This window comes from Acidimicrobiales bacterium (genome assembly GCA_035547835.1).
In the GTDB taxonomy this organism is placed as follows: Bacteria; Actinomycetota; Acidimicrobiia; order Acidimicrobiales; family Iamiaceae; genus DASZTW01.
The window spans coordinates 13,701-31,631 of the sequence record DASZTW010000002.1 but is presented as its reverse complement, the minus strand read 5'-3'; the positions used below and the strand labels follow the sequence as shown (position 1 = coordinate 31,631).

Genomic DNA, 17,931 nt, shown 5'->3' with positions numbered 1-17,931 from the left:
ACCGTGGAGACACCGCCGATGGTCTCGGCGGCGTCGGCCGCAACCCGGCAGCCCGACGGCGGGCGAGCGTTGCACGCGCGCTCACGACGCTGCGCCTTTGCCAACTGGATCCAACCGCCATCCCCACGCCGGGTCGCGCTCCACGCGGGCGACCGCGGCGACTTGGCGCGCTCCGCTCGGCGCTCGAACCATCTGGACCACCACGTCGATCGCGCTGGCGAGCTGCTCGCGAACGACACTCGAGGGCAAGCCGGTGCCGCCCATCAGCACCAGCGTCTCGAGGCGGCGCATCGCGTCGGCGGGACTCGACCCGTGAACGGTGGACAGCGACCCGGCGTGCCCGGTGGTCATGGCTTGGACCATGTCGAGCGCTTCGGCGCCTCGGCACTCTCCCACCACGATCCGATCCGGCCGCATCCGTAGCGCATTGCGGACCAGGTCGCGAACGGTGACCTCCCCCAGCCCGTCGGCGTTGCCGGGACGAACTTCGAGTCGCACGACATGGCCCGGCAGGCGCAGCTCGGCCGCGTCTTCGACCGTGATGACCCGTTCGCCGGCAGGGATGTGCGCGGCCAGCGCGTTGAGCAGCGTGGTCTTGCCGGCACCTGCTGCGCCGGTCACCACGACGTTGCGTCGTGCCGCCACCGCATCCGCCAACAGGTCGCTCAGCCAGGGAGCGGCAAGGTCGGCGATCGCGAACGAGCGCAAAGCGAACCGGCGGATGGTGAGGTAGGGCCCGTCGACCGCGAGCGGCGGCAGGACGACGTTGACCCGGGAACCGTCGGGCAGGCGGGCGTCGAGCAGCGGCGAGGACCGATCGACGCGGCGGTCGAGGGGCGCGACCACACGCTCGATCAGCTGGTCGAGGAGCGGGCGATCGAGCAAGACCGGTGTGCGGACCAGCTCCCCGTCGCGCTCGATCCACACCGGGCCGGGCCCGTTGGCCATCACTTCGGTGACGCCCGCCATGGCGAGAAGCGGCTCGAGGGGCCCGAGGCCGTGCACCCGCGCCCGCACCCGCTCGACCACGTCGAGGACCCCCCCGAGGCCGAGCAGCGGATCGGCGGATCGGACGGCCTCGGTGATCGCGTCGGGGTCGTCGCCGATCACGCCTTGGACCACCAGCCGGTGCACGCGGTCGACCAGTGCGGGCCGCTCCGCCAGGCTGGGGGGCGCGGCGCTCATGGCACACAGGCCGCGTCGGCGACCCCACCCAGCGCCCGGACGAGCGAGCGAGGCAGCCGCGTGCCGAGCAAGCCGGCGTCGACCGCTCGCGCAACGACCGGGTCGAGGGGTACCTCGGCGCGCACGGGGGCGTCGAGCACCTGCTCGACATCCGCGGCCGACAAGCTCCGGCCAGGTTCGGTGACCAGCGCGACTTCCGACGGTCGGAGGCCCACCCGCCCCGCGCGCCGCAAGGCCAAATAGCAGGCTCGGGTGACCAACACCGAGCGGGTGGCGGCGCCAGCCAGGACGCCGGCCACGCTGTCCGACTCGCTCACGACGCCGCAGTCGACCACGACGGGTCTCGCGTCGCTGGCGAGCAACGAGGCGAGGACCCCGGCGCGCGTGCAGTCGCCCAAGTCGTCGGTGCCCCTCGGCACGACGTGGAGCCCCGACCCGGCGGCGACCTCGAGACGGCCCAGTGCGTCGGGTGGCACGGCCGCTCCGGCGCGCAGCCATCCACCCAGGCCCGGACCGGGCGGGTCGGCCAGCCCCAGCGCGGCGGGCACGTCGCCGGCGAGGTCGACGAGCAGCGCACCGTGCGCGCGCTCGGACAAGAGACGGGCCAACCCGACGGCGACCACGGTGGTTCCGGCACCGCCCTTGGCGGACCAGCAGGAGACGATCATGACGAGCTCCTCGATGAGGTGACGAGTCGAGGGCTGCCATGCGGCGCCGAGCCGCGCCGAAGGGGCGCGCCAGATCAAGCGGTGCAGCGGGAAGGAGGTCGCACCCAGCGCGACGACCTCACTGTAGCGATCCACAGTGACGTCCGCCCATGGCCCGGTGGTGCGTCGTTGCCGCACCACTACGCTCCACGAGGGTGGAGGCGGCCTTCTTCGATCTCGACAAGACCGTCATCGCCCGGGCGTCGATGGTGGCGTTCGGCCGACCCCTCCAACGGGCTGGGCTCCTGTCACGGTGGCTCGTCATCCGCGCCTTGTGGGGACAACTCGTCTACCTCTACCTGGGCGCCGACGAGGCCCGCATGGCGCGCATGCGTGAGTCCGTGCTGCGGTTGACCCGCGGCTGGGAGCAGGACCGGGTACGTCAGGTCGTGCGCGAGGCGATCGACGAAGCGATCGAGCCCATCGTGTTCGCGGAAGCGCTCGAGTTGATCCGCTCGCACCAGGCCGAGGGCCGCCGGGTCTTCATCGTGTCGGCCTCACCGGAGGAAGTGGTTGCCCCGCTCGCCCACTACCTCGGCGTCGACGAGGCGATCGCCACCCGTGCCCGGGTCGACGCCGACGGTCGCTACACGGGCGAGGTCGACTTCTACAGCTACGGCCCACACAAGGCCACCGCGATGGAGCGGGTGGCGGCGACGCAGGACATCGACCTCGAGCGGTCGTACGCCTATTCCGACTCGGCCACCGACATCCCGATGCTCGAGACGGTCGGCTTCCCGGTGGCGGTCAACCCTGACCGCGAGCTGGCCAAGGTGGCTCGGCGGCGCGGCTGGGAGATCCGCACGTTCACCAAACCCGTGCGACTGCGCGACCGTGTGCCGAGCCCACCGGCCGGCCGGACACTGGCGGTGGGAGGAGGGGTCGTGACGGCAGCAGCAGCCATCGGCGCGTGGGCATGGCTGCGACGGCGGTCGGTACCGGTGCCGTTGCGAGAGGTGGCGCGGCTCTTGCCGCACGACCGACTCAGACCAGTTCGAGCTTCTTGGCCGCGACGGCTCCGAGAGCAAGGACGACGAGGAGCAGCAAGAGTTTCTTCATCCCGCCGAGCATAGGGGGACCGACACGATGGGTTCGCCCCGGGTCGAGGTGACCACCGACCGCGACCTCACCACGATCACGATGGACTGGTCCGAGCGCCGCAACGCGCTGTCGCTCGCCCACCTGCACTTGCTCCTCGACGCGTTCCGAGCGGCGGGTGACAGCGACGCTCGCGCCGTGGTGTTGGCAGCGAACGGCCCCGTGTTCTCAGCTGGCCACGACTTCGCAGACATGGTGGGCCAAGACCTCCCGTTCGTCCGCGACCTGCTCGCCACCTGCACCGACCTCATGACCGCGATCCAGGGGATCCGCCAGCCGGTGGTCGCACAAGTCCAAGGGCTCGCCACGGCGGCGGGTTGCCAGCTGGTGTGCTCGTGCGACCTTGCCGTCGCGGCCGACACCGCCGGTTTCGCGATCCCCGGTGGAAAGGGCGGCTGGTTCTGCCACACGCCGTTGGTGGCAGTGGCCAGATCCGTCGGGCGCAAGCGAGCATTGGAGATGGCCATGACCGGCGACCCGATCGACGCCGCCACCGCGCTCGCGTGGGGCATGGTGAACCGGGTGGTGCCGGCTGGAGAGCTGGCCACCGCGGCGGCCGACCTGGCCCGCCGCGCCAGCCGGGGCAGCTTCACGTCCAAGACGTTGGGCAAGGCGGGCTTCTACGCCCAAGTCGATCTCGACCAGCCCAAGGCCTACGCCTACGCGGTCGAACTGATGGCGGCGGCGAGCCAGATCGACGATGCCCGCGAGGGCATGGCCGCGTTCATCGACAAACGTCCGCCGCAGTTCGCCCCCGCCGCCGAGCGCCGCCGGGGCTGAATCAGCGCGCCAGCGTCGCCAGGCTGGCGTACGCGGCGGCCACCGGACGGGGCTGCCTGGCCGCGTCGAACAGTCCCACCTCGGTCACGCGGCCCACAGGTGTGGCGAGCATCGAATCCCAGTCGAACTGGTCGCCCCGGCTGTACCAACAGATTCCCCGCAACGGGAGGCCTCGGCTCCGGAGCCGATCGATGCCGCCGGTCAGGGCGTCGAGCCAACGGGTCTGGTCGGCCACGTCGAGCCCGAGGTTCGATGTCTCGGCCACCCAGAAGTCGCGGCCGTAGCGCTCGTGCCACCGGCTGGCTTCGTCCTCGTACGCCGCGACACGCTCCCGGATCGTGAACGGCCGTCCGGCGCGGGTGCCGTGCGCGGTGACGTTCACTGGGTAGAAGTCGTGGCCGGCAACGACCCGCTCGACGGGCGCCACCAGGGCCGCGATGCGATCGAGCACCGAGCCATCGATGGCGTCGTACAGGCCTTCTGCGCCCGCTTGCGGGGCCAGCCCGAAGTGCAGGTCCCAGACCGCCTGCTGCACCGCTCGGGCCTGGTCGGCGCTCGCCTGACCTCTCTCGTCGCCGGGGTCGACCACGTTGCAGCCGAAGCCCTCGGCGCCAACCCACCAACCGTTGCGGTCGGCGCGGATCCGGGCCAGCGCTTCGAGGTTGGCCAGCACCACGTTGCCGAGCGCCACGAAGTAGTCGTCGAGCGACGTGCGGCGGTCGTTCCACACGCCGAACAGAGCCGACGCGAGCGCGGTGATACCGGGCTCGTTGACCGGGGTGAACCACGTGGGGTCCCGATAGCGGTCGAGGAACGCGTCGACATACCGGCACAAGCCCTCAACCCACTTCGGGTCGCAGAAACCCGGGTAGTGGTCGGGCAGCCCGAAGTGGCACAAGTCGACCACTGGCGTGAGGCCGTGACGTGCACAGGCGTCGAGCGCGCGGTCCCACCACTGCCAGTCGTAACGACCCGGCTCGGGTTCGGTGAGGCGCCATGGCATGCCGTAGCGCCACACCCGCACGCCGAGCCCTGCGACCGCGCCGAGATCGTCGTCGAGGTGGTCGAAATGCCCGCTTGCGGCGAACTCGTCGACGCGGACGAGCGTCCCGTCGTGGAGGACGAGCGGATCCGAGCCTTCCTCTCCGAGCGCGACGGCGAAGGCGGGAAAGTCAGGCGGTGCCACCGCGTGAAGCTACTGCTCACCACCCCGCACGAGGGCGACGGGTACGAGCGAAGGGTGGAGCCCGATGAGCGCGGTCAGACCGCGAGCAAGTCGCGAGCGCCCGTGTCGGAGGACGGGTGACGCAGCTTCGACATCGCCCGTGCTTCGATCTGGCGGATCCGTTCCCGGGTGAGGTTGAAGTGCTCGCCGACCTCTTCGAGGGTGCGGGGCTCACCGCGGTCGAGGCCGAACCGCAGCTTGAGGATCTCGCGCTCGCGTTCGTCGAGCGGCGACAGCAGCCGGGAGATCTCCTCTGGCAGCAGCGCGGTGGCGGCCACCTCGAACGGCGACTCGGCCGAGCGGTCCTCGACCACGTCGCCGAGCTCGGCGTCGCCGTCCTCGCGCAGCGGCTCGGACAGCGAAAGGGGCTCGGCTGCGAAGCGCAACGCTTCGGTGACCTTGTCTTCGGGCATCTCGACTTCGGCTGCCAGCTCGGACAGCGTGGCCGGGCGCCCCATCTTCAGCTCGAGGCGGGCACGGGCCTTCTGGAGGCGGGCGAGCGTGTCGCCGGCGTGGACGGGCAGGCGGATCGTGCGGCCGGTGTTGGCAATGCCGCGGGTGATCGCCTGGCGGATCCACCATGTCGCGTACGTCGAGAACTTGAAGCCTTTGCGCCAGTCGAACTTCTCGACGGCGTGCATGAGCCCGAGGTTGCCCTCTTGGATCAGGTCGAGCAGCGGGAGGCCCGACGCCTGGTACTTCTTGGCGATCGACACGACCAACCGCAGGTTCGACTGCACGAACGTGCGTTGGGCGTCCTCGCCGGCGCGCGACTGCTTGCGGAGCTCACGCTTGCGGGCCGGGGTGAGGGCGCCGGCCGCGTCCATCTCCTCGCGGGCCTTGTTGCCTTCCTCGATCGCCTGGGCGAGACGGACCTCGTCGTCCTTGGTGAGCAGCGGGTACTGCCCGATGTCGGTCAGGTAGAGACGTACGAGGTCTTCCTCGTCGCGCTCGACTCGCTCCTTGGGCAACGTGTTCACTCCTACTCGAACGGTGGGGGATGGGCCTGACGACCCTCGGTTGACCAGCGACGATCCGACGCCCCCACGTCGCCCGTGCCGTCTGGCTGCCTTCCAACGATACCGACGAGGTCAAGTGGTCGGCACCCTTGACCTGGGAATCGGCCGCGTTCGCCGCCGACCGGGCCCAAAGGGCTCACGTCGGCGGGAAACTCCCGAATGCGGCTGAAGGGGTCAGAAACTCCTCGAAATCGGCTTGTGCCCGCACCAATCGGTGGCGATCGGCGTCCGTGCCTAGTTGGCGTTGGAGCAGCCGTTCTCCTGCCTCGGCGTCGTGTGCGACGTCGCGGCGCACCAGCTCGATCGTGCGCAGGATCGAGCCGTCGGCCAAGGGGGCGACGCGATCGCGATGGTCGGCAAGGGCCACCTGGTAGTGCGGATAGAGGACCCGCACGAGGCCGGTCAGGCGGTCGAGCGTGGGCGACGTGTCCGCGAGCTCGGCGAACAGGTCGACCACGTCGGCGCTCGCCGGAACGGTCAACGCCGAACGATCCATCTCACGCAGCTCCGGCAGCCGCTCGTGCCACAGCTCGGCATGCCAGGCGTGACGCCGGGCCACTTCCCCGAACCACAGCTTCTCGGTGAGGTCGGCGGGCTCGGTGGTGCGGACCCATCCGCCCACGACCTCGAACACGCGGCGCTCGAACCACACGTAGTGACCCACCCGTGCGGCGGTCGACGTCAGCTCCAACACGCCCGGCACCCTATGGCCTGCCCGCTCAGCAGGGGGCGAGCGTGCCCTCGAAGCTGGCGTTCCCCCCGGCGGAATCGGTGATCAACACGCGGAACACCATCGGCGCGGACACCGCGACGGTGGCCTGCCAGTCGCTGCCGCCGATCGGCGCCAGCGCGATGGTCTGGCCCGGTGCGGTGAGCAGCGCCGACAACACCGTGACCGACGGGTCGGTGAGCACGGTGACGGTCACGGCGATCGCCGCGCCGCACTCTGGGTCGAAGACCGCGCCGGCGATGCGAGGCGGGGCGACGCGGGTCGACACCTCGGCGGAGGTCGTGGCCGGCGCGTCAGTGAGCGGGACCGACGACCGGGGCGTGTAGACGGTGGTCGTGGTCGCCGCGGTGGTGGAGGGGGCGGCGCGCGTCGTGCGGGGGCCCGCCGCGACCTGGTCCACGTGACGGGGCCCGGGCCCGGCGACGCGGCTCACGACCAACAAGAGACCGAGCGCGACGATGAAGCCGCACACGACCAGCACGTCGGCTCTGACCCGTGGCCATCGCCTCGCAGCCCGGGGGCGCCCGCCCCTCCCCCGTCGCAAGATCACGGGCTCAGCCTCGATACACGCTCGTGATGGGAAGTCGACGGTCCTTGCCGAACGCCTTGGCGGTGACCCGGACACCGGGAGGCGACTGGCGCCGTTTGTACTCGGCGCGATCGACGAGCTGCACGATCCGCTCGACCAACTTCCGGTCGAACCCGACTGCCACGAGGTCGGCCACGGTCGCGTCGTGCTCGACGTAGCCACGCAGGATCGGGTCGAGGTCCTCGTAGGCCGGCAGCGACTGGTCGTCACGCTGGTCGGGGCGCAGCTCGGCCGACGGCGGCTTCGTCAGCACGTGCTCGGGCACCAGGTCGTACCCGGCCTTGGCGTTGCGCCACCTGCACAGGTCGTACACGCGGGTCTTGAGCACGTCCTTGATCACCGCGTAACCACCCGCGGTGTCGCCGTACAACGTGGAGTAGCCGACGGCCGTCTCGCTCTTGTTGCCGGTGGTGAGCACCAGCCAGCCGAACTTGTTCGACAGCGCCATCAAGAGCACCCCGCGGATGCGAGACTGGATGTTCTCCTCGGTGAGGTCGGCGTCGCGGCCCTCGAGAGCCGGCGCGAGCGCGTCGAGCAGCGCCGCGTGGGCTCCCTCGATCGGGATCACCTGGTGGTCGATGCCGAGCTGCTTGGCCAGCACGGCCGCGTCGTCGAGCGAGTGCTCGCTGGAGTACCGCGACGGCATCGCGACGCCGTGGACGCGGTCGGGGCCGAGCGCGTCGGTGGCGATGGTGGCGACGATCGAAGAGTCGATGCCGCCCGAGAGACCGATCACGACATCGCGAAAGCCGTTCTTCTCGACGTAGTCGCGGGTGCCGGTGACCAGCGCTTGGTACACCTCCGCGTCCGGCTCCAGCACCGCGGTGATCGAAGTGCCACCGACCGGTCCGCCCACCACCCCGTCGACCGGCGTGGGGTCGGCGGCGAGCGACAGATCGGGCGACGCGGAGCTGGCAAGGTCGACCACCGGCAACGCCGCAGCCGGCCTGCGCCCCCGTGGGTCGACCAGACGCTTGCGGAACGCAGGGCGGACGTCGAGATCGAAGGTCCAGACGCCTTCGGCGAATTGTGGGAACCGTGCGACGAGCTCGCCCGACGCGTCGACCGCCATCGAGGCCCCGTCGAAGACCAGCTCGTCCTGACCGCCCACCTGGTTGACGTAGACCAGCGCGCACGAGGCGTCGGCGGCCCGCGTGGCCAACATGCGCTCCCGTTCGGCGAGCCGGCCCTCGTAGTAGGGCGATGCGTTGAGGTTGACGATCAGGTCGGCGCCGCCAGCCGCATGCTGGGCGATGGCGCCCATCGGGTTCCACGCGTCCTCGCAGATCGATACGCCAACCCGGACGCCACGGACGCGGTACAGCTGCAGCGGCTCGTCGCCGGGTGTGAAGTAGCGGATCTCGTCGAACACCGCGTAGTTGGGCAGCTCCCGCTTGCGGTAGACGCCGCGAACCTCACCGTGCGCACAGACGGCGGCGGCGTTGTGGAGGTCGCGGGCCGCGTCGACGAACCCGATGACACTCACGCAACGCCGGGTGTGGGCCGCCACGGCTTCGAGCGCGGCCTGGTTGTCGGCGACGAATCCGGGCTTCAACAGCAGGTCCTCGGGCGGGTACCCGGTGATTGCCAGCTCCGGGAACACCGCAAGGTCGCACCCGGCCTCCTGGGCCTCGTCGATCGCTGCGAGGATCCGCGCCACGTTGCCGTCGAGGTCGCCCACTCGGGTGTTGAGCTGGCACGCGGCGACGCGAAGTCGAGTCACGTCCCAGAGCGTAGAAGTCCGCCGGCCAACAGACCCGATTCGAGCCAGGGCCGGCGCGCTCGCGAGGGCGGCAGACTTGGCGGGTGCCCCGCTCCCTCGCCTCGCGGATCGAACGGTCATCAGACCCGTCCGCCGCCCGCGACGCGGTCGAGCAGCTGACGGCACGCGACGGCGATCTCGCCGACCGCCTCGACGCTGACCCGGCGCTGACCCAGGCCTTGGTGGCCGTCGCGGCGTCGAGCCGCGAGTTGGCGCGCCTGATCCTCCACGAGCCCGCGACCATCGATGTCCTGGCCGACCTCGACTCGCCACCGCCGTTCCCCGGCGACGCCGCCGACGCGGAGGTCGCCCGCTGGCAACAGCTCGCCTACCTGCACATCGCCGCTCGCGACGTCACCGGCCGCGACGGGCTCGACACGACCGCTCGCGCCCTCGCGGAGCTGGCGACGAGGGTCCTCGCGTGGGCCGCGTCACCCGCGCCGGACAGCCAGCTCGCGGTGATCGGCATGGGCAAGCTCGGCGGCGCGGAGCTCAACTACTCGTCGGACATCGACTTGGTGTTCGTCGGCGAGGGCGACCCCGACGCGCTCGCCCGCGAGGCCCGAGCGGTGGTCGAGCGTGCCGGACGGTGCTACCGGGTCGACACCGCGTTGCGGCCGGAAGGGCGCGACGGGCCGCTCGTCCGCTCTGTCGACTCGTTCGCCGCGTACTGGGAGCGGTGGGCGGAGCCGTGGGAGTTCCAAGCGCTGATCAAGGCGCGCCCGGTGGCCGGCGACGTCGACCTCAGGCAGCGCTGGCAGGATGCGGCCGCGGAGCACCTGTGGAACCGGCCGTTCACGGCCGACGACCTGCGCGCGGTCCGAGCGATGAAGCAGCGGACCGAGCAGCTCGTGATGGACGCAAGGGGTGGCACGGACCGCGAGCTCAAGCGAGCCCCTGGCGGAATCCGCGACATCGAGTTCGCGGCACAGTTGCTCCAGCTCGTGCACGGTCGACACGACGACGCCTTGCGGGCGCGGGGCACGGTGAACGCGCTCGCGGCCCTCGGCGTGGGGGGTTACGTCGATCCCGACGACGCGGAGTGGCTGATCCATGCGTACCGATTCCTCCGCCGAATCGAGCACGCCGTGCAGCTGCGCGACGGGCGCCAGACCCACCAAGTGCCCGATGACCGGGCCGAGCGGGAGCGGGTGGCGCGGGTGGTGGGCTTTCGTGACACGCCCCGGGAGGCGGCCGTCGTCACGTTCGACCGCGAGCTGGCGGCCTGCAAGGCCACCGTTCGGGCGCACCACGAGCAGCTGTGGTTCCGACCACTGCTGGAGCAGTTCGCTCGGCTCGACGGCGCGCTCAGCCCCGACCTCCACCCTGGATTGGCGCCCGGTGCGGTGGCCGCGCGGCTCGCGGCGTTCGGCTTCACCGACGTCGAGCGGACGCGCCAGGCCGTCGCGGAGCTGACCCGCGGCCTCACCCGGTCCTCCCAACTCATGCAGCAGTTCCTGCCACTGCTGCTCGACTGGCTGTCCGACTCGCCCGACCCCGACCTCGGGCTCTTGAGCCTTCGGCGTCTGGTGAGCGAGCGGCAAAAGGCCGACCGGGTCGTCGCCGCGTTCCGGGACTCACCCGAGGCCGCCCGCCGGCTGTGCCGTCTGCTCGGAACGAGCCGCGGGATGGGCGACATCGTGCTCGCCAACACCGATCTCCTGGCCGAGCTCGGCGCGACGGTGCCGCCGCCGGTCGCCGCCGAACAGTTGGCCGATGCCCGCACGGCCATGGCGTGGCGGCCCGACGCGTCGGCTCGGGCAACGGCGCTGCGGCGCTTTCGCGACCGGGAGGTGTTGCGCATCGCCGCGGCCGACGTGCTCGACGAGGCCCCACCGGAGCAGACCGGGCGGTCCTTGTCCGGCTTGGCCGACGCGGTGGTGGCAGCGGCACTCGAGGACATCGCGCCGACGATGCCGTTCGCCGTGGTCGCCCTGGGCCGTTACGGCGGCCAGGCGTTGAGCTATGCCAGCGACCTCGACTTGTTGTTCGTGTACGCACCCGATGAAGAAGGGTCGGGGGCGCGCGTCGCGCCATCGGTCGACACCGCCACAGCGGCCGGCGCGACGGCCGCAGCGCTCGTCGAACGGTTGCGCGGGTCGACGCCTGCGGAGCGGACGTGGTACGTCGACCTCGACCTGCGACCGGAAGGCCGAGACGGTCCGGTCGCGCGCAGCTTGGAGAGCTACGCGGCGTACCTCGACGGCTACGCGCAGACCTGGGAACGGCAAGCCACGCTCCGCGCACGAGTCGTCGCCGGGTCCACGGAAGTCGGGCAGCGCTTCGAGGCGCTCGTGATGCCGTGGCTCCTGCGCGGCCTGACCGACACCGAGGCCCGTGAGATCCGCCGGATGAAGGCCCGCGTCGAGCGGGAGCGGATCCCTGCCGGGCAGGACCCCGAGTTCCACTTGAAGCTCGGTCGCGGCTCGCTGTCCGACGTCGAGTGGACGGTGCAGTTCCTGCAGCTCCAGCACGGCCCGTCGCTCGGAGAGGGCCGGGTGCGGGCCGGCACCATGGAGGGGCTCGCCGCCCTGCACGAAGCAGGTGTGGTGGACACCGACGACGCAACCGCCCTGGCCGACGCCTACCGGTTCTGCGAACAGGCCAGGAACCGACTGTTCCTGACCGACGGCCCGGCGGCCGGCGACTCGCTTCCCACTCGTCCCGAGCGCCTCGTCGTGTTGGCCCGTTCGCTCGGCACCGACGCCAGCGGGCTGCGCGAGGACTACCGCCGCGTCACCCGCCGCTGCCGCCGCGTCGTCGACCGCCTCTTCTACGACTCCGTTCTGGGCTGAAAAATACGCGTCCCAGCGCGTAAAAAGCAGCCCAGAACAGGGAGTGGCCAGGGAGTGGCGGGGGGGGCGGGCGGGTCCGGCCTGTCAGATGTCGTAGTAGAGGCTGAACTCGTAGGGGTGGGGGCGGAGGCGGAGGGCGTCGACCTCGTGCGTCCGCTTGTAGTCGATCCAGGTGTCGATGAGGTCGTCGGTGAAGACATCGCCGGCCTGCAGGAAGTCACGATCGGCCTCGAGCGCGTCGAGCGTCTCCTCGAGCGAGCCCGGCACCTGGGGCACCTTTGCCAACTCCTCGGGCGGCAGGTCGTAGAGGTCCTTGTCCATCGGCTTGGGCGGCTCGATGCGGTTGGCGACGCCGTCGAGGCCGGCGAGCAACATGGCGGAGAACGCCAGGTACGGGTTCGAAGTGCTGTCGGGGCAGCGGAACTCGACACGCTTGGCCTTCGGGCTCTTTTGCGCGAGCGGGATGCGACACGCGGCCGACCGGTTCCGCTGGCTGTACACGAGGTTGACCGGCGCCTCGAAGCCGGGCACCAACCGCTTGTAGGAGTTCGTGGTCGGGTTGGTGAACGCCAACACCGCGGCCGCGTGGTGCAACAGCCCGCCGATGTACCACCGGGCGACGTCGGACAGACCGGCGTAGCCGCTCTCGTCGTAGAACAGCGGCTGGCCGTCACGCCACAGCGACTGGTGCACATGCATGCCCGAGCCGTTGTCGCCGAAGATCGGCTTCGGCATGAACGTGACCGACTTGCCCTGGGCCCAGCCCGTGGCCTTCACGATGTACTTGAACGTCATCAGCTTGTCGGCCATGCGTGACAGCGTGTCGAAGCGGATCCCGATCTCGTTCTGACCGCCGCTGGCCACCTCGTGGTGGTGCAACTCGGTCTCGATGCCCACTTCGTGGAGCTGATGGGAGACCTCGGACCGGAAGTCGGCGAGGTGGTCCATCGGCGGCACCGGGAAGTAGCCCTCCTTGGTGCGCGGCTTGTAGCCGAGATTCGGCTGCTCGTCCTTGCCGGTGTTCCAGATGCCCTCGACCGAGTCGACCCGGTAGAAGCTGCCGTTCGACTCGGTGCCGAAGCGCACATCGTCGAACACGAAGAACTCCGGCTCGGGCCCGAAGTACGCCGTGTCGGCGACGCCTGTCGAGTCGAGGTACCGCTCTGCCTTGCGCGCCACATAGCGCGGGTCACGGCTGTAGCTCTCCCCGGTCACCGGGTCGGCCACGAAGCAGTGCAGCACCAAGGTGGGACGTGCCCGGAACGGGTCGAGGTAGGCGGTGTCGGGGTCCGGCATCAGGAGCATGTCGGACTCCTGGATCTGCTGGAAGCCCCGTACCGACGAACCGTCGAACCCGTGACCGTCGACGAAGTAGTCCTCGGTCAGCAGCGCCGCCGGGATCGACACGTGCTGCATGACGCCGGGTAGGTCGGAGAAGCGGAAGTCGACGAACTCCACGTCGTTGTCGGCGATCAGGGCGAGAACTTCGGCAGGGGTGCGCTCTTCCACGCGGGCTCCTTGGGCCGGGGGACGCCGAACAGCCTGCACAGCTCGCCGCTCCCCCGCAAGCCCTGACCAAGACCGCGAACGGGCCGCCGGACAAAACGCCGAACGGGGTGGGGAATCGGTCGCTGGAGCGACCAGATCCCCACCCCGTTCTCGGTGGTGTCGTGGTGGTGGCGGCGGCGCTCGCTCAGAGGGCGGCGCTGCAGACCGTGTCGGTGATCAGGCGAGTGACCACGTACGGGTCCATGTTGGCGTTGGGCCGGCGGTCCTCGATGTAGCCCTTCTTGTCGATCGCGACCTGCCACGGGATGCGGACCGACGCGCCGCGGTCGGACACGCCATAGCTGAACTCGTGCCAGGGCGCCGTCTCGTGGGCACCGGTCAGCCGGTGCTCGATCTCGGCGCCGTAGTTGCGCACGTGCTCGTCGGCCTTGGTGCCGAGCGCCTCACAAGCGGCGATGATCGGGTCGTAGCCCGCACGCATCTCGTTGGTGGAGAAGTTCGTGTGGGCGCCGGCGCCGTTCCAGTCGCCCTTCACCGGCTTGGGGTCGAGCGTGGCGGAGATGCCGTAGTCCTCGGCGATGCGGTACAGCAACCAGCGGGCCAGCCACAGCTGGTCGGAAACCTCGAGCGGACCGAGCGGGCCCACCTGGAACTCCCACTGGCCGGGCATGACCTCGGCGTTGATCCCCGAGATCGACAGGCCGGCCTCCAGGCACGCGTCGAGGTGCGCCTCGACGACGTCACGACCGTGGACCTCATCCGCGCCGATGCCGCAGTAGTAGAAGCCCTGCGGCGCCGGGAACCCGCCTGCGGGGAAACCGAGCGGGTGGCCGTCCTTGAAGAACGTGTACTCCTGCTCGATGCCGAACAACGGCTCGCTCGCCGCGTACTTCTCCGCGACCTCGGCGGCCGCCGCCCGGGTGTTGCTGGGATGGGCGGTCATGTCGGTGTCGAGCACCTCGCACAGCACGAGCTTGTTGGCGCCGCCGCGGATCGGGTCCGGGACGACCTTCACCGGTCGCAGCACGCAGTCGGAGGCACTGCCCTCTGCCTGGTTCGTGCTCGAACCGTCGAAGCCCCAGATGCCGAGGTCCTCACCGTCGGCGAGGATCTTGGTCTTCGAACGGAGACGGGCGGTCGGCTGGGTGCCGTCGATCCAGATGTACTCGGCCTTGTAGCTCATGCGTGCTCCTCGTGAGTCGCCGTGGGGGACACGGCGAGGGTAAGGCCGGCGGGAACGAGCGGCACCCACCGGTGGTCATGCGCACCCTCGCAGAGCCCGATTTCCCGATCGTTGCCGCATTGTGAACGCTTCGTTAACCGACCCCATCGGCTTCTCCTCGACCGGGCGCCGGGTGCACAATTGCGCGGTGGAACCGCAAAAGGAGTACGTGCTCCGCACGGTCGAAGAGCGAGGCGTCCGGCTGATCCGCCTCTGGTTCACCGACGTCTTGGGCCAGCTCAAGTCGTTCGCGATCTCCCCCGCCGAGCTCGAGACCGCGTTCGAGGAGGGCATGCACTTCGACGGATCGTCGATCGACGGGTTCAGCCGCGTGCAGGAGTCCGACGTGCTGGCGCGCCCCGACCCCAACACGTTCGAGCTGCTCCCGTGGACCGACAACGACGAGGCGTCGGCCCGCATGATCTGCGACATCGTCAACCTCGACGGCAGCCCGTTCGAGGGCGACCCCCGCCAAGTGCTGCGGCGCAACCTCCGTGCGGCTCGCGACCGCGGCTTCACGTTCTACGTCGCGCCCGAGATGGAGTTCTTCTACTTCCGGGACGGCGAGCCCGGGTCGCCCCTCCAACCGCTCGACACCGGCTCCTACTTCGACCTCACGATGGCCGACGCGTCGAGCAACCTCCGCAAGCAGACCCTCCACGCGCTCGAAGCCATGGGCATCCCGGTCGAGTACTCGTTCCACGAGGACAGCCCGAGCCAGCACGAGATCGACCTCCGCTACACCGACGCGCTGAGCATGGCCGACAACGTGATGACGTTCCGGCTGATGGTGCGCGAGATCGCCCTGCAACACGGCGTGTACGCCACGTTCATGCCCAAGCCCCTCACGGGAGTGCAGGGCTCGGGGATGCACACGCACTTGTCCCTGTTCGAAGGCGACACCAACGCGTTCCACGACGCCGCCGACCCCGAGGGGCTGTCGAAGGTGGCGCGGGCGTTCATCGCCGGGCTGCTGGCCCACGGCCGCGAGATCACCGCGGTCACGAACCAGTTGGTGAACTCCTACAAGCGATTGGTGATCGGCAGCGGCGTCGGGTCGCTCACGCAGTTCGAGGCGCCGACATTCGTCACGTGGGGGCGCAACAACCGCTCTGCCCTGGTCCGGGTCCCTCCCGCCAAGCCCGGCAAGTCGGCCTCCACCAGGATCGAGTACCGGTCCCCCGACCCGGCGTGCAACCCCTATCTCGCGTTCTCGGTCATCCTCGCCGCTGGCCTCAAAGGCCTCGAAGAGGGCTACGACCTGCCGGAGGAATCCTCCACCAACGTGTTCGACCTCTCACCCGAAGAGCGTGCCGCCGAGGGCATCCACGCCCTGCCGCAATCACTCGCCGACGCGCTCGATGCGATGGAAGCCTCCGAGCTGGTGGCGTCGACACTCGGCGAGCACATCTTTACTTGGTTCCTGCGCAACAAGCGGGCCGAGTGGAGCGACTACAAGGCCGAGGTCACCCCCTTCGAGCTGCACCGGTACCTGCCCGCCTGGTGAACCGACCCGCCCGACGCCATGGAACCGCTCCTCATCCACCCTGACCCGCCGCCGCCCGAGCTGGCCAAAGCCCTCGACCTGGCGGGCTTTGCCTGGAAGGCCGTGAGCGACGAGGCGGAAGCGCGCAGCAACGAGCCCGACGAGGGCTGGGCGGGCGCGGTCGTGGTCGTGGGCGACGAGGTCGAGTCGGCGTTCGGCCTGTGCCGCGCGCTGCGGCGCCACGACAACCCCGTCGCCCCGCTGCTGCTGCTGGTGTCGGGCGCGCACCTCGACGAGTTGCAGCTCCGCGACGAGTTGTACGACGAGTTCTGCCTCGACCCGTTCCACCCCCGCGAGCTCGAGGCCCGGTTGCGCCACCTGCTGTGGCGCACGGGCGGCACCGAGACCGCGGAGCTGGTGGCCTACGGCGCGCTGGTGCTGAACCTCGAGACGTATCAGGCGGCGATCGACGACCGCCCGATCGACCTCACGTACATGGAGTACGAGCTGTTGAAGTTCCTGGCGCAACACCCGGGCCGGGTGTTCTCGCGCGAGCAGCTCCTCAGCCGGGTCTGGGGCTACGAGTACTACGGGGGCGCCCGCACGGTCGATGTCCATGTGCGGCGGCTGCGAGCCAAGCTCGGCGAGGAGCACGCCGGCTTGATCCAGACGGTGCGCAGCGTGGGCTACCGGTTCGGTCAGTCGCGCTGGTCGTCGTCCGCCTGACCAACTCCGCCGTTTCGGCCACATCGGAGCGCGCCCCCTGGGGCGCCGTCAGGTGCCCCGAACGAGATCGGCGGGAGTGACGTGGTCGGAAAACGAAGAAGGACCGCCCGCAGGCGGCCCTTCCGTCTTGATTCGGTTGGTTCAGATGACCCGGACCTGGCTGGCCTGGTCGCCCTTCTGGCCCTGCGTCACCTCGAACTCCACGCGCTGGCCCTCGGCCAGCGTGCGGAACCCGTTGGACTGGATGGCCGAGAAGTGCACGAAGACGTCAGCGCCGTCGTCGCGGGCGATGAAGCCGTAGCCCTTCTGGTCGTTGAACCACTTGACGGTACCGGTCGCCATGAGGCTCCCCTTTCTCCTGCGGGACGCCCTGTGACGAGCCCTACAGATGGTGCAGTTGCGAAGCGCTCACCCTAGTCGTGACGGCTGGTGGGCGCGGACGGTGGTCGGACAGCGGCGGCCGCGAGGACCCGAACCCGTGTCAGATGTTCAGATCGAGGAGCTCGCTTCCCTCGTTGCGCACCTCGCCATCGTCCTTCAGCGTGAAGCCGAGCGCGGCGGCCACGAGGCAGCCGGTGATGATGACGAGGGGCGGGATCACGACGACGAGCACGATGATGAGCAGCAGTCCTCCGAGCACGGCGACAGTCTGTCAATGCGAGGGGGTCCGTGCCAGCTTTCGGGCGGCGACGCGTGCGGCCGTCGCCGCGGGCGCCCCTGCTCAGGACCCGAGATGGGCCCACGCCTCGATCTCGACGAGTGCGCCGAGCGGCAACTCCGCGACCGCCATCGCGGAGCGGGCGGGGCGATGGTCGCCGAAGGCTTCGACGTAGATGTCGTTCATGCGGCCGTAGTCGTTGAGGTGCGTGAGAAAGACCGTGGTCTTGGCGACATCGGCCATCGTGGCGCCGTTCGCCTCGAGCAACCCGCGGAGGTTCGTGAGCGCCTGGCGCAGCTCGGCAGAAAATCCGCCCGCGACCAGCTTTCCTTCCACGGCACCGACCTGGCCCGAGATGATCAACCACTCACCGGCCCGCACAGCCGGGGTGTAGGGGCCGACGGGTTTGCTGGTGGGTGCGTCGCTCATGTGGATCGTCC

The 17,931-nt window shown here is 70.1% G+C and carries 17 protein-coding genes; 5 read left to right on the top strand and 12 right to left on the bottom strand.

Annotated elements, in window-relative coordinates; genetic code table 11:
• Nucleotides 1-81 precede the first annotated feature (81 nt).
• Both VHA73_01425 and VHA73_01420 read right to left on the bottom strand, forming a co-directional pair.
• Nucleotides 82-1,185, bottom strand: coding sequence for a CpaF family protein (locus tag VHA73_01425; GenBank protein ID HVX16666.1), 1,104 nt, complete (start codon nucleotides 1,183-1,185; stop codon nucleotides 82-84).
• Nucleotides 1,182-1,988: a hypothetical protein gene (locus tag VHA73_01420; protein ID HVX16665.1), complete on the bottom strand. Its 807-nt coding sequence runs from the start codon at nucleotides 1,986-1,988 to the stop codon at nucleotides 1,182-1,184. The genes VHA73_01425 and VHA73_01420 overlap by 4 nt, the downstream gene beginning before the upstream one ends.
• Before the next feature lie 59 nt (nucleotides 1,989-2,047).
• On the opposite strand from VHA73_01420, the gene VHA73_01415 reads away from it, so the two are divergent.
• Together VHA73_01415 and VHA73_01410 are read left to right on the top strand one after the other, a co-directional pair.
• Nucleotides 2,048-2,965 (top strand): HAD-IB family hydrolase, encoded by a 918-nt coding sequence (locus tag VHA73_01415; GenBank protein ID HVX16664.1) that lies wholly within the window; start codon nucleotides 2,048-2,050, stop codon nucleotides 2,963-2,965.
• 13 nt (nucleotides 2,966-2,978) lie between these two features.
• A complete protein-coding gene (locus VHA73_01410; GenBank protein HVX16663.1) occupies nucleotides 2,979-3,770 on the top strand; it encodes an enoyl-CoA hydratase-related protein in 792 nt (263 codons plus the stop codon).
• 1 nt (nucleotide 3,771) lies between these two features.
• On the opposite strand, the gene VHA73_01405 is transcribed toward VHA73_01410, so the two are convergent.
• From VHA73_01405 to VHA73_01385, 5 genes are all read right to left on the bottom strand, one after another.
• Nucleotides 3,772-4,956 (bottom strand): family 1 glycosylhydrolase, encoded by a 1,185-nt coding sequence (locus VHA73_01405; protein ID HVX16662.1) that lies wholly within the window; start codon nucleotides 4,954-4,956, stop codon nucleotides 3,772-3,774.
• A gap of 74 nt (nucleotides 4,957-5,030) precedes the next feature.
• A complete protein-coding gene (locus VHA73_01400) occupies nucleotides 5,031-5,975 on the bottom strand; it encodes a sigma-70 family RNA polymerase sigma factor (GenBank protein ID HVX16661.1) in 945 nt (314 codons plus the stop codon).
• Between the two features lie 175 nt (nucleotides 5,976-6,150).
• A complete protein-coding gene (locus VHA73_01395) occupies nucleotides 6,151-6,708 on the bottom strand; it encodes a hypothetical protein (protein ID HVX16660.1) in 558 nt (185 codons plus the stop codon).
• Nucleotides 6,709-6,733: 25 nt separating this feature from the next.
• Nucleotides 6,734-7,216 (bottom strand): hypothetical protein, encoded by a 483-nt coding sequence (locus tag VHA73_01390; GenBank protein HVX16659.1) that lies wholly within the window; start codon nucleotides 7,214-7,216, stop codon nucleotides 6,734-6,736.
• A gap of 82 nt (nucleotides 7,217-7,298) precedes the next feature.
• Nucleotides 7,299-9,056, bottom strand: coding sequence for an NAD+ synthase (locus VHA73_01385; protein HVX16658.1), 1,758 nt, complete (start codon nucleotides 9,054-9,056; stop codon nucleotides 7,299-7,301).
• A gap of 83 nt (nucleotides 9,057-9,139) precedes the next feature.
• Here VHA73_01385 and VHA73_01380 point away from each other — a divergent pair, with 83 nt between their 5' ends.
• On the top strand, nucleotides 9,140-11,890 hold the full coding sequence (locus VHA73_01380; protein ID HVX16657.1) for a bifunctional [glutamine synthetase] adenylyltransferase/[glutamine synthetase]-adenylyl-L-tyrosine phosphorylase: 2,751 nt from the start codon (nucleotides 9,140-9,142) through the stop codon (nucleotides 11,888-11,890).
• A gap of 84 nt (nucleotides 11,891-11,974) precedes the next feature.
• On the opposite strand, the gene glnA (VHA73_01375) is transcribed toward VHA73_01380, so the two are convergent.
• Nucleotides 11,975-13,399, bottom strand: a complete 1,425-nt coding sequence (gene glnA / locus VHA73_01375; protein HVX16656.1) for a type I glutamate--ammonia ligase — start codon at nucleotides 13,397-13,399, stop codon at nucleotides 11,975-11,977.
• A 184-nt stretch (nucleotides 13,400-13,583) separates the two neighbouring features.
• On the bottom strand, nucleotides 13,584-14,582 hold the full coding sequence (gene glnII, locus VHA73_01370) for a glutamine synthetase (GenBank protein ID HVX16655.1): 999 nt from the start codon (nucleotides 14,580-14,582) through the stop codon (nucleotides 13,584-13,586).
• 187 nt (nucleotides 14,583-14,769) lie between these two features.
• On the opposite strand from glnII, the gene glnA (VHA73_01365) reads away from it, so the two are divergent.
• On the top strand, nucleotides 14,770-16,128 hold the full coding sequence (gene glnA / locus VHA73_01365) for a type I glutamate--ammonia ligase (GenBank protein ID HVX16654.1): 1,359 nt from the start codon (nucleotides 14,770-14,772) through the stop codon (nucleotides 16,126-16,128).
• A gap of 18 nt (nucleotides 16,129-16,146) precedes the next feature.
• Entirely contained in the window at nucleotides 16,147-16,833 is a 687-nt protein-coding gene (locus VHA73_01360; GenBank protein HVX16653.1) for a response regulator transcription factor, read from the top strand.
• 141 nt (nucleotides 16,834-16,974) lie between these two features.
• Here the strand turns inward: VHA73_01360 and VHA73_01355 are convergent, their stop codons facing one another.
• The 3 genes from VHA73_01355 to VHA73_01345 form a co-directional block, all read right to left on the bottom strand.
• On the bottom strand, nucleotides 16,975-17,175 hold the full coding sequence (locus VHA73_01355; protein HVX16652.1) for a cold-shock protein: 201 nt from the start codon (nucleotides 17,173-17,175) through the stop codon (nucleotides 16,975-16,977).
• 139 nt (nucleotides 17,176-17,314) lie between these two features.
• Nucleotides 17,315-17,473 (bottom strand): hypothetical protein, encoded by a 159-nt coding sequence (locus VHA73_01350; GenBank protein HVX16651.1) that lies wholly within the window; start codon nucleotides 17,471-17,473, stop codon nucleotides 17,315-17,317.
• A gap of 81 nt (nucleotides 17,474-17,554) precedes the next feature.
• Nucleotides 17,555-17,920: a Rid family hydrolase gene (locus tag VHA73_01345; GenBank protein ID HVX16650.1), complete on the bottom strand. Its 366-nt coding sequence runs from the start codon at nucleotides 17,918-17,920 to the stop codon at nucleotides 17,555-17,557.
• Between the last annotated feature and the right edge of the window lie 11 nt (nucleotides 17,921-17,931).

Bases quoted from the DNA above. Each gene is read 5' to 3' on its own strand.
- VHA73_01425 (HVX16666.1), bottom strand. From the start codon at position 1,185: ATGAGCGCCGCGCCCCCCAGCCTGGCGGAGCGGCCCGCACTGGTCGAC.
- VHA73_01410 (HVX16663.1), top strand. From the start codon at position 2,979: ATGGGTTCGCCCCGGGTCGAGGTGACCACCGACCGCGACCTCACCACG.
- glnII (HVX16655.1), bottom strand. From the start codon at position 14,582: ATGAGCTACAAGGCCGAGTACATCTGGATCGACGGCACCCAGCCGACC.
- VHA73_01360 (HVX16653.1), top strand. From the start codon at position 16,147: ATGGAACCGCTCCTCATCCACCCTGACCCGCCGCCGCCCGAGCTGGCC.
- VHA73_01355 (HVX16652.1), bottom strand. From the start codon at position 17,175: ATGGCGACCGGTACCGTCAAGTGGTTCAACGACCAGAAGGGCTACGGC.
- VHA73_01345 (HVX16650.1), bottom strand. From the start codon at position 17,920: ATGAGCGACGCACCCACCAGCAAACCCGTCGGCCCCTACACCCCGGCT.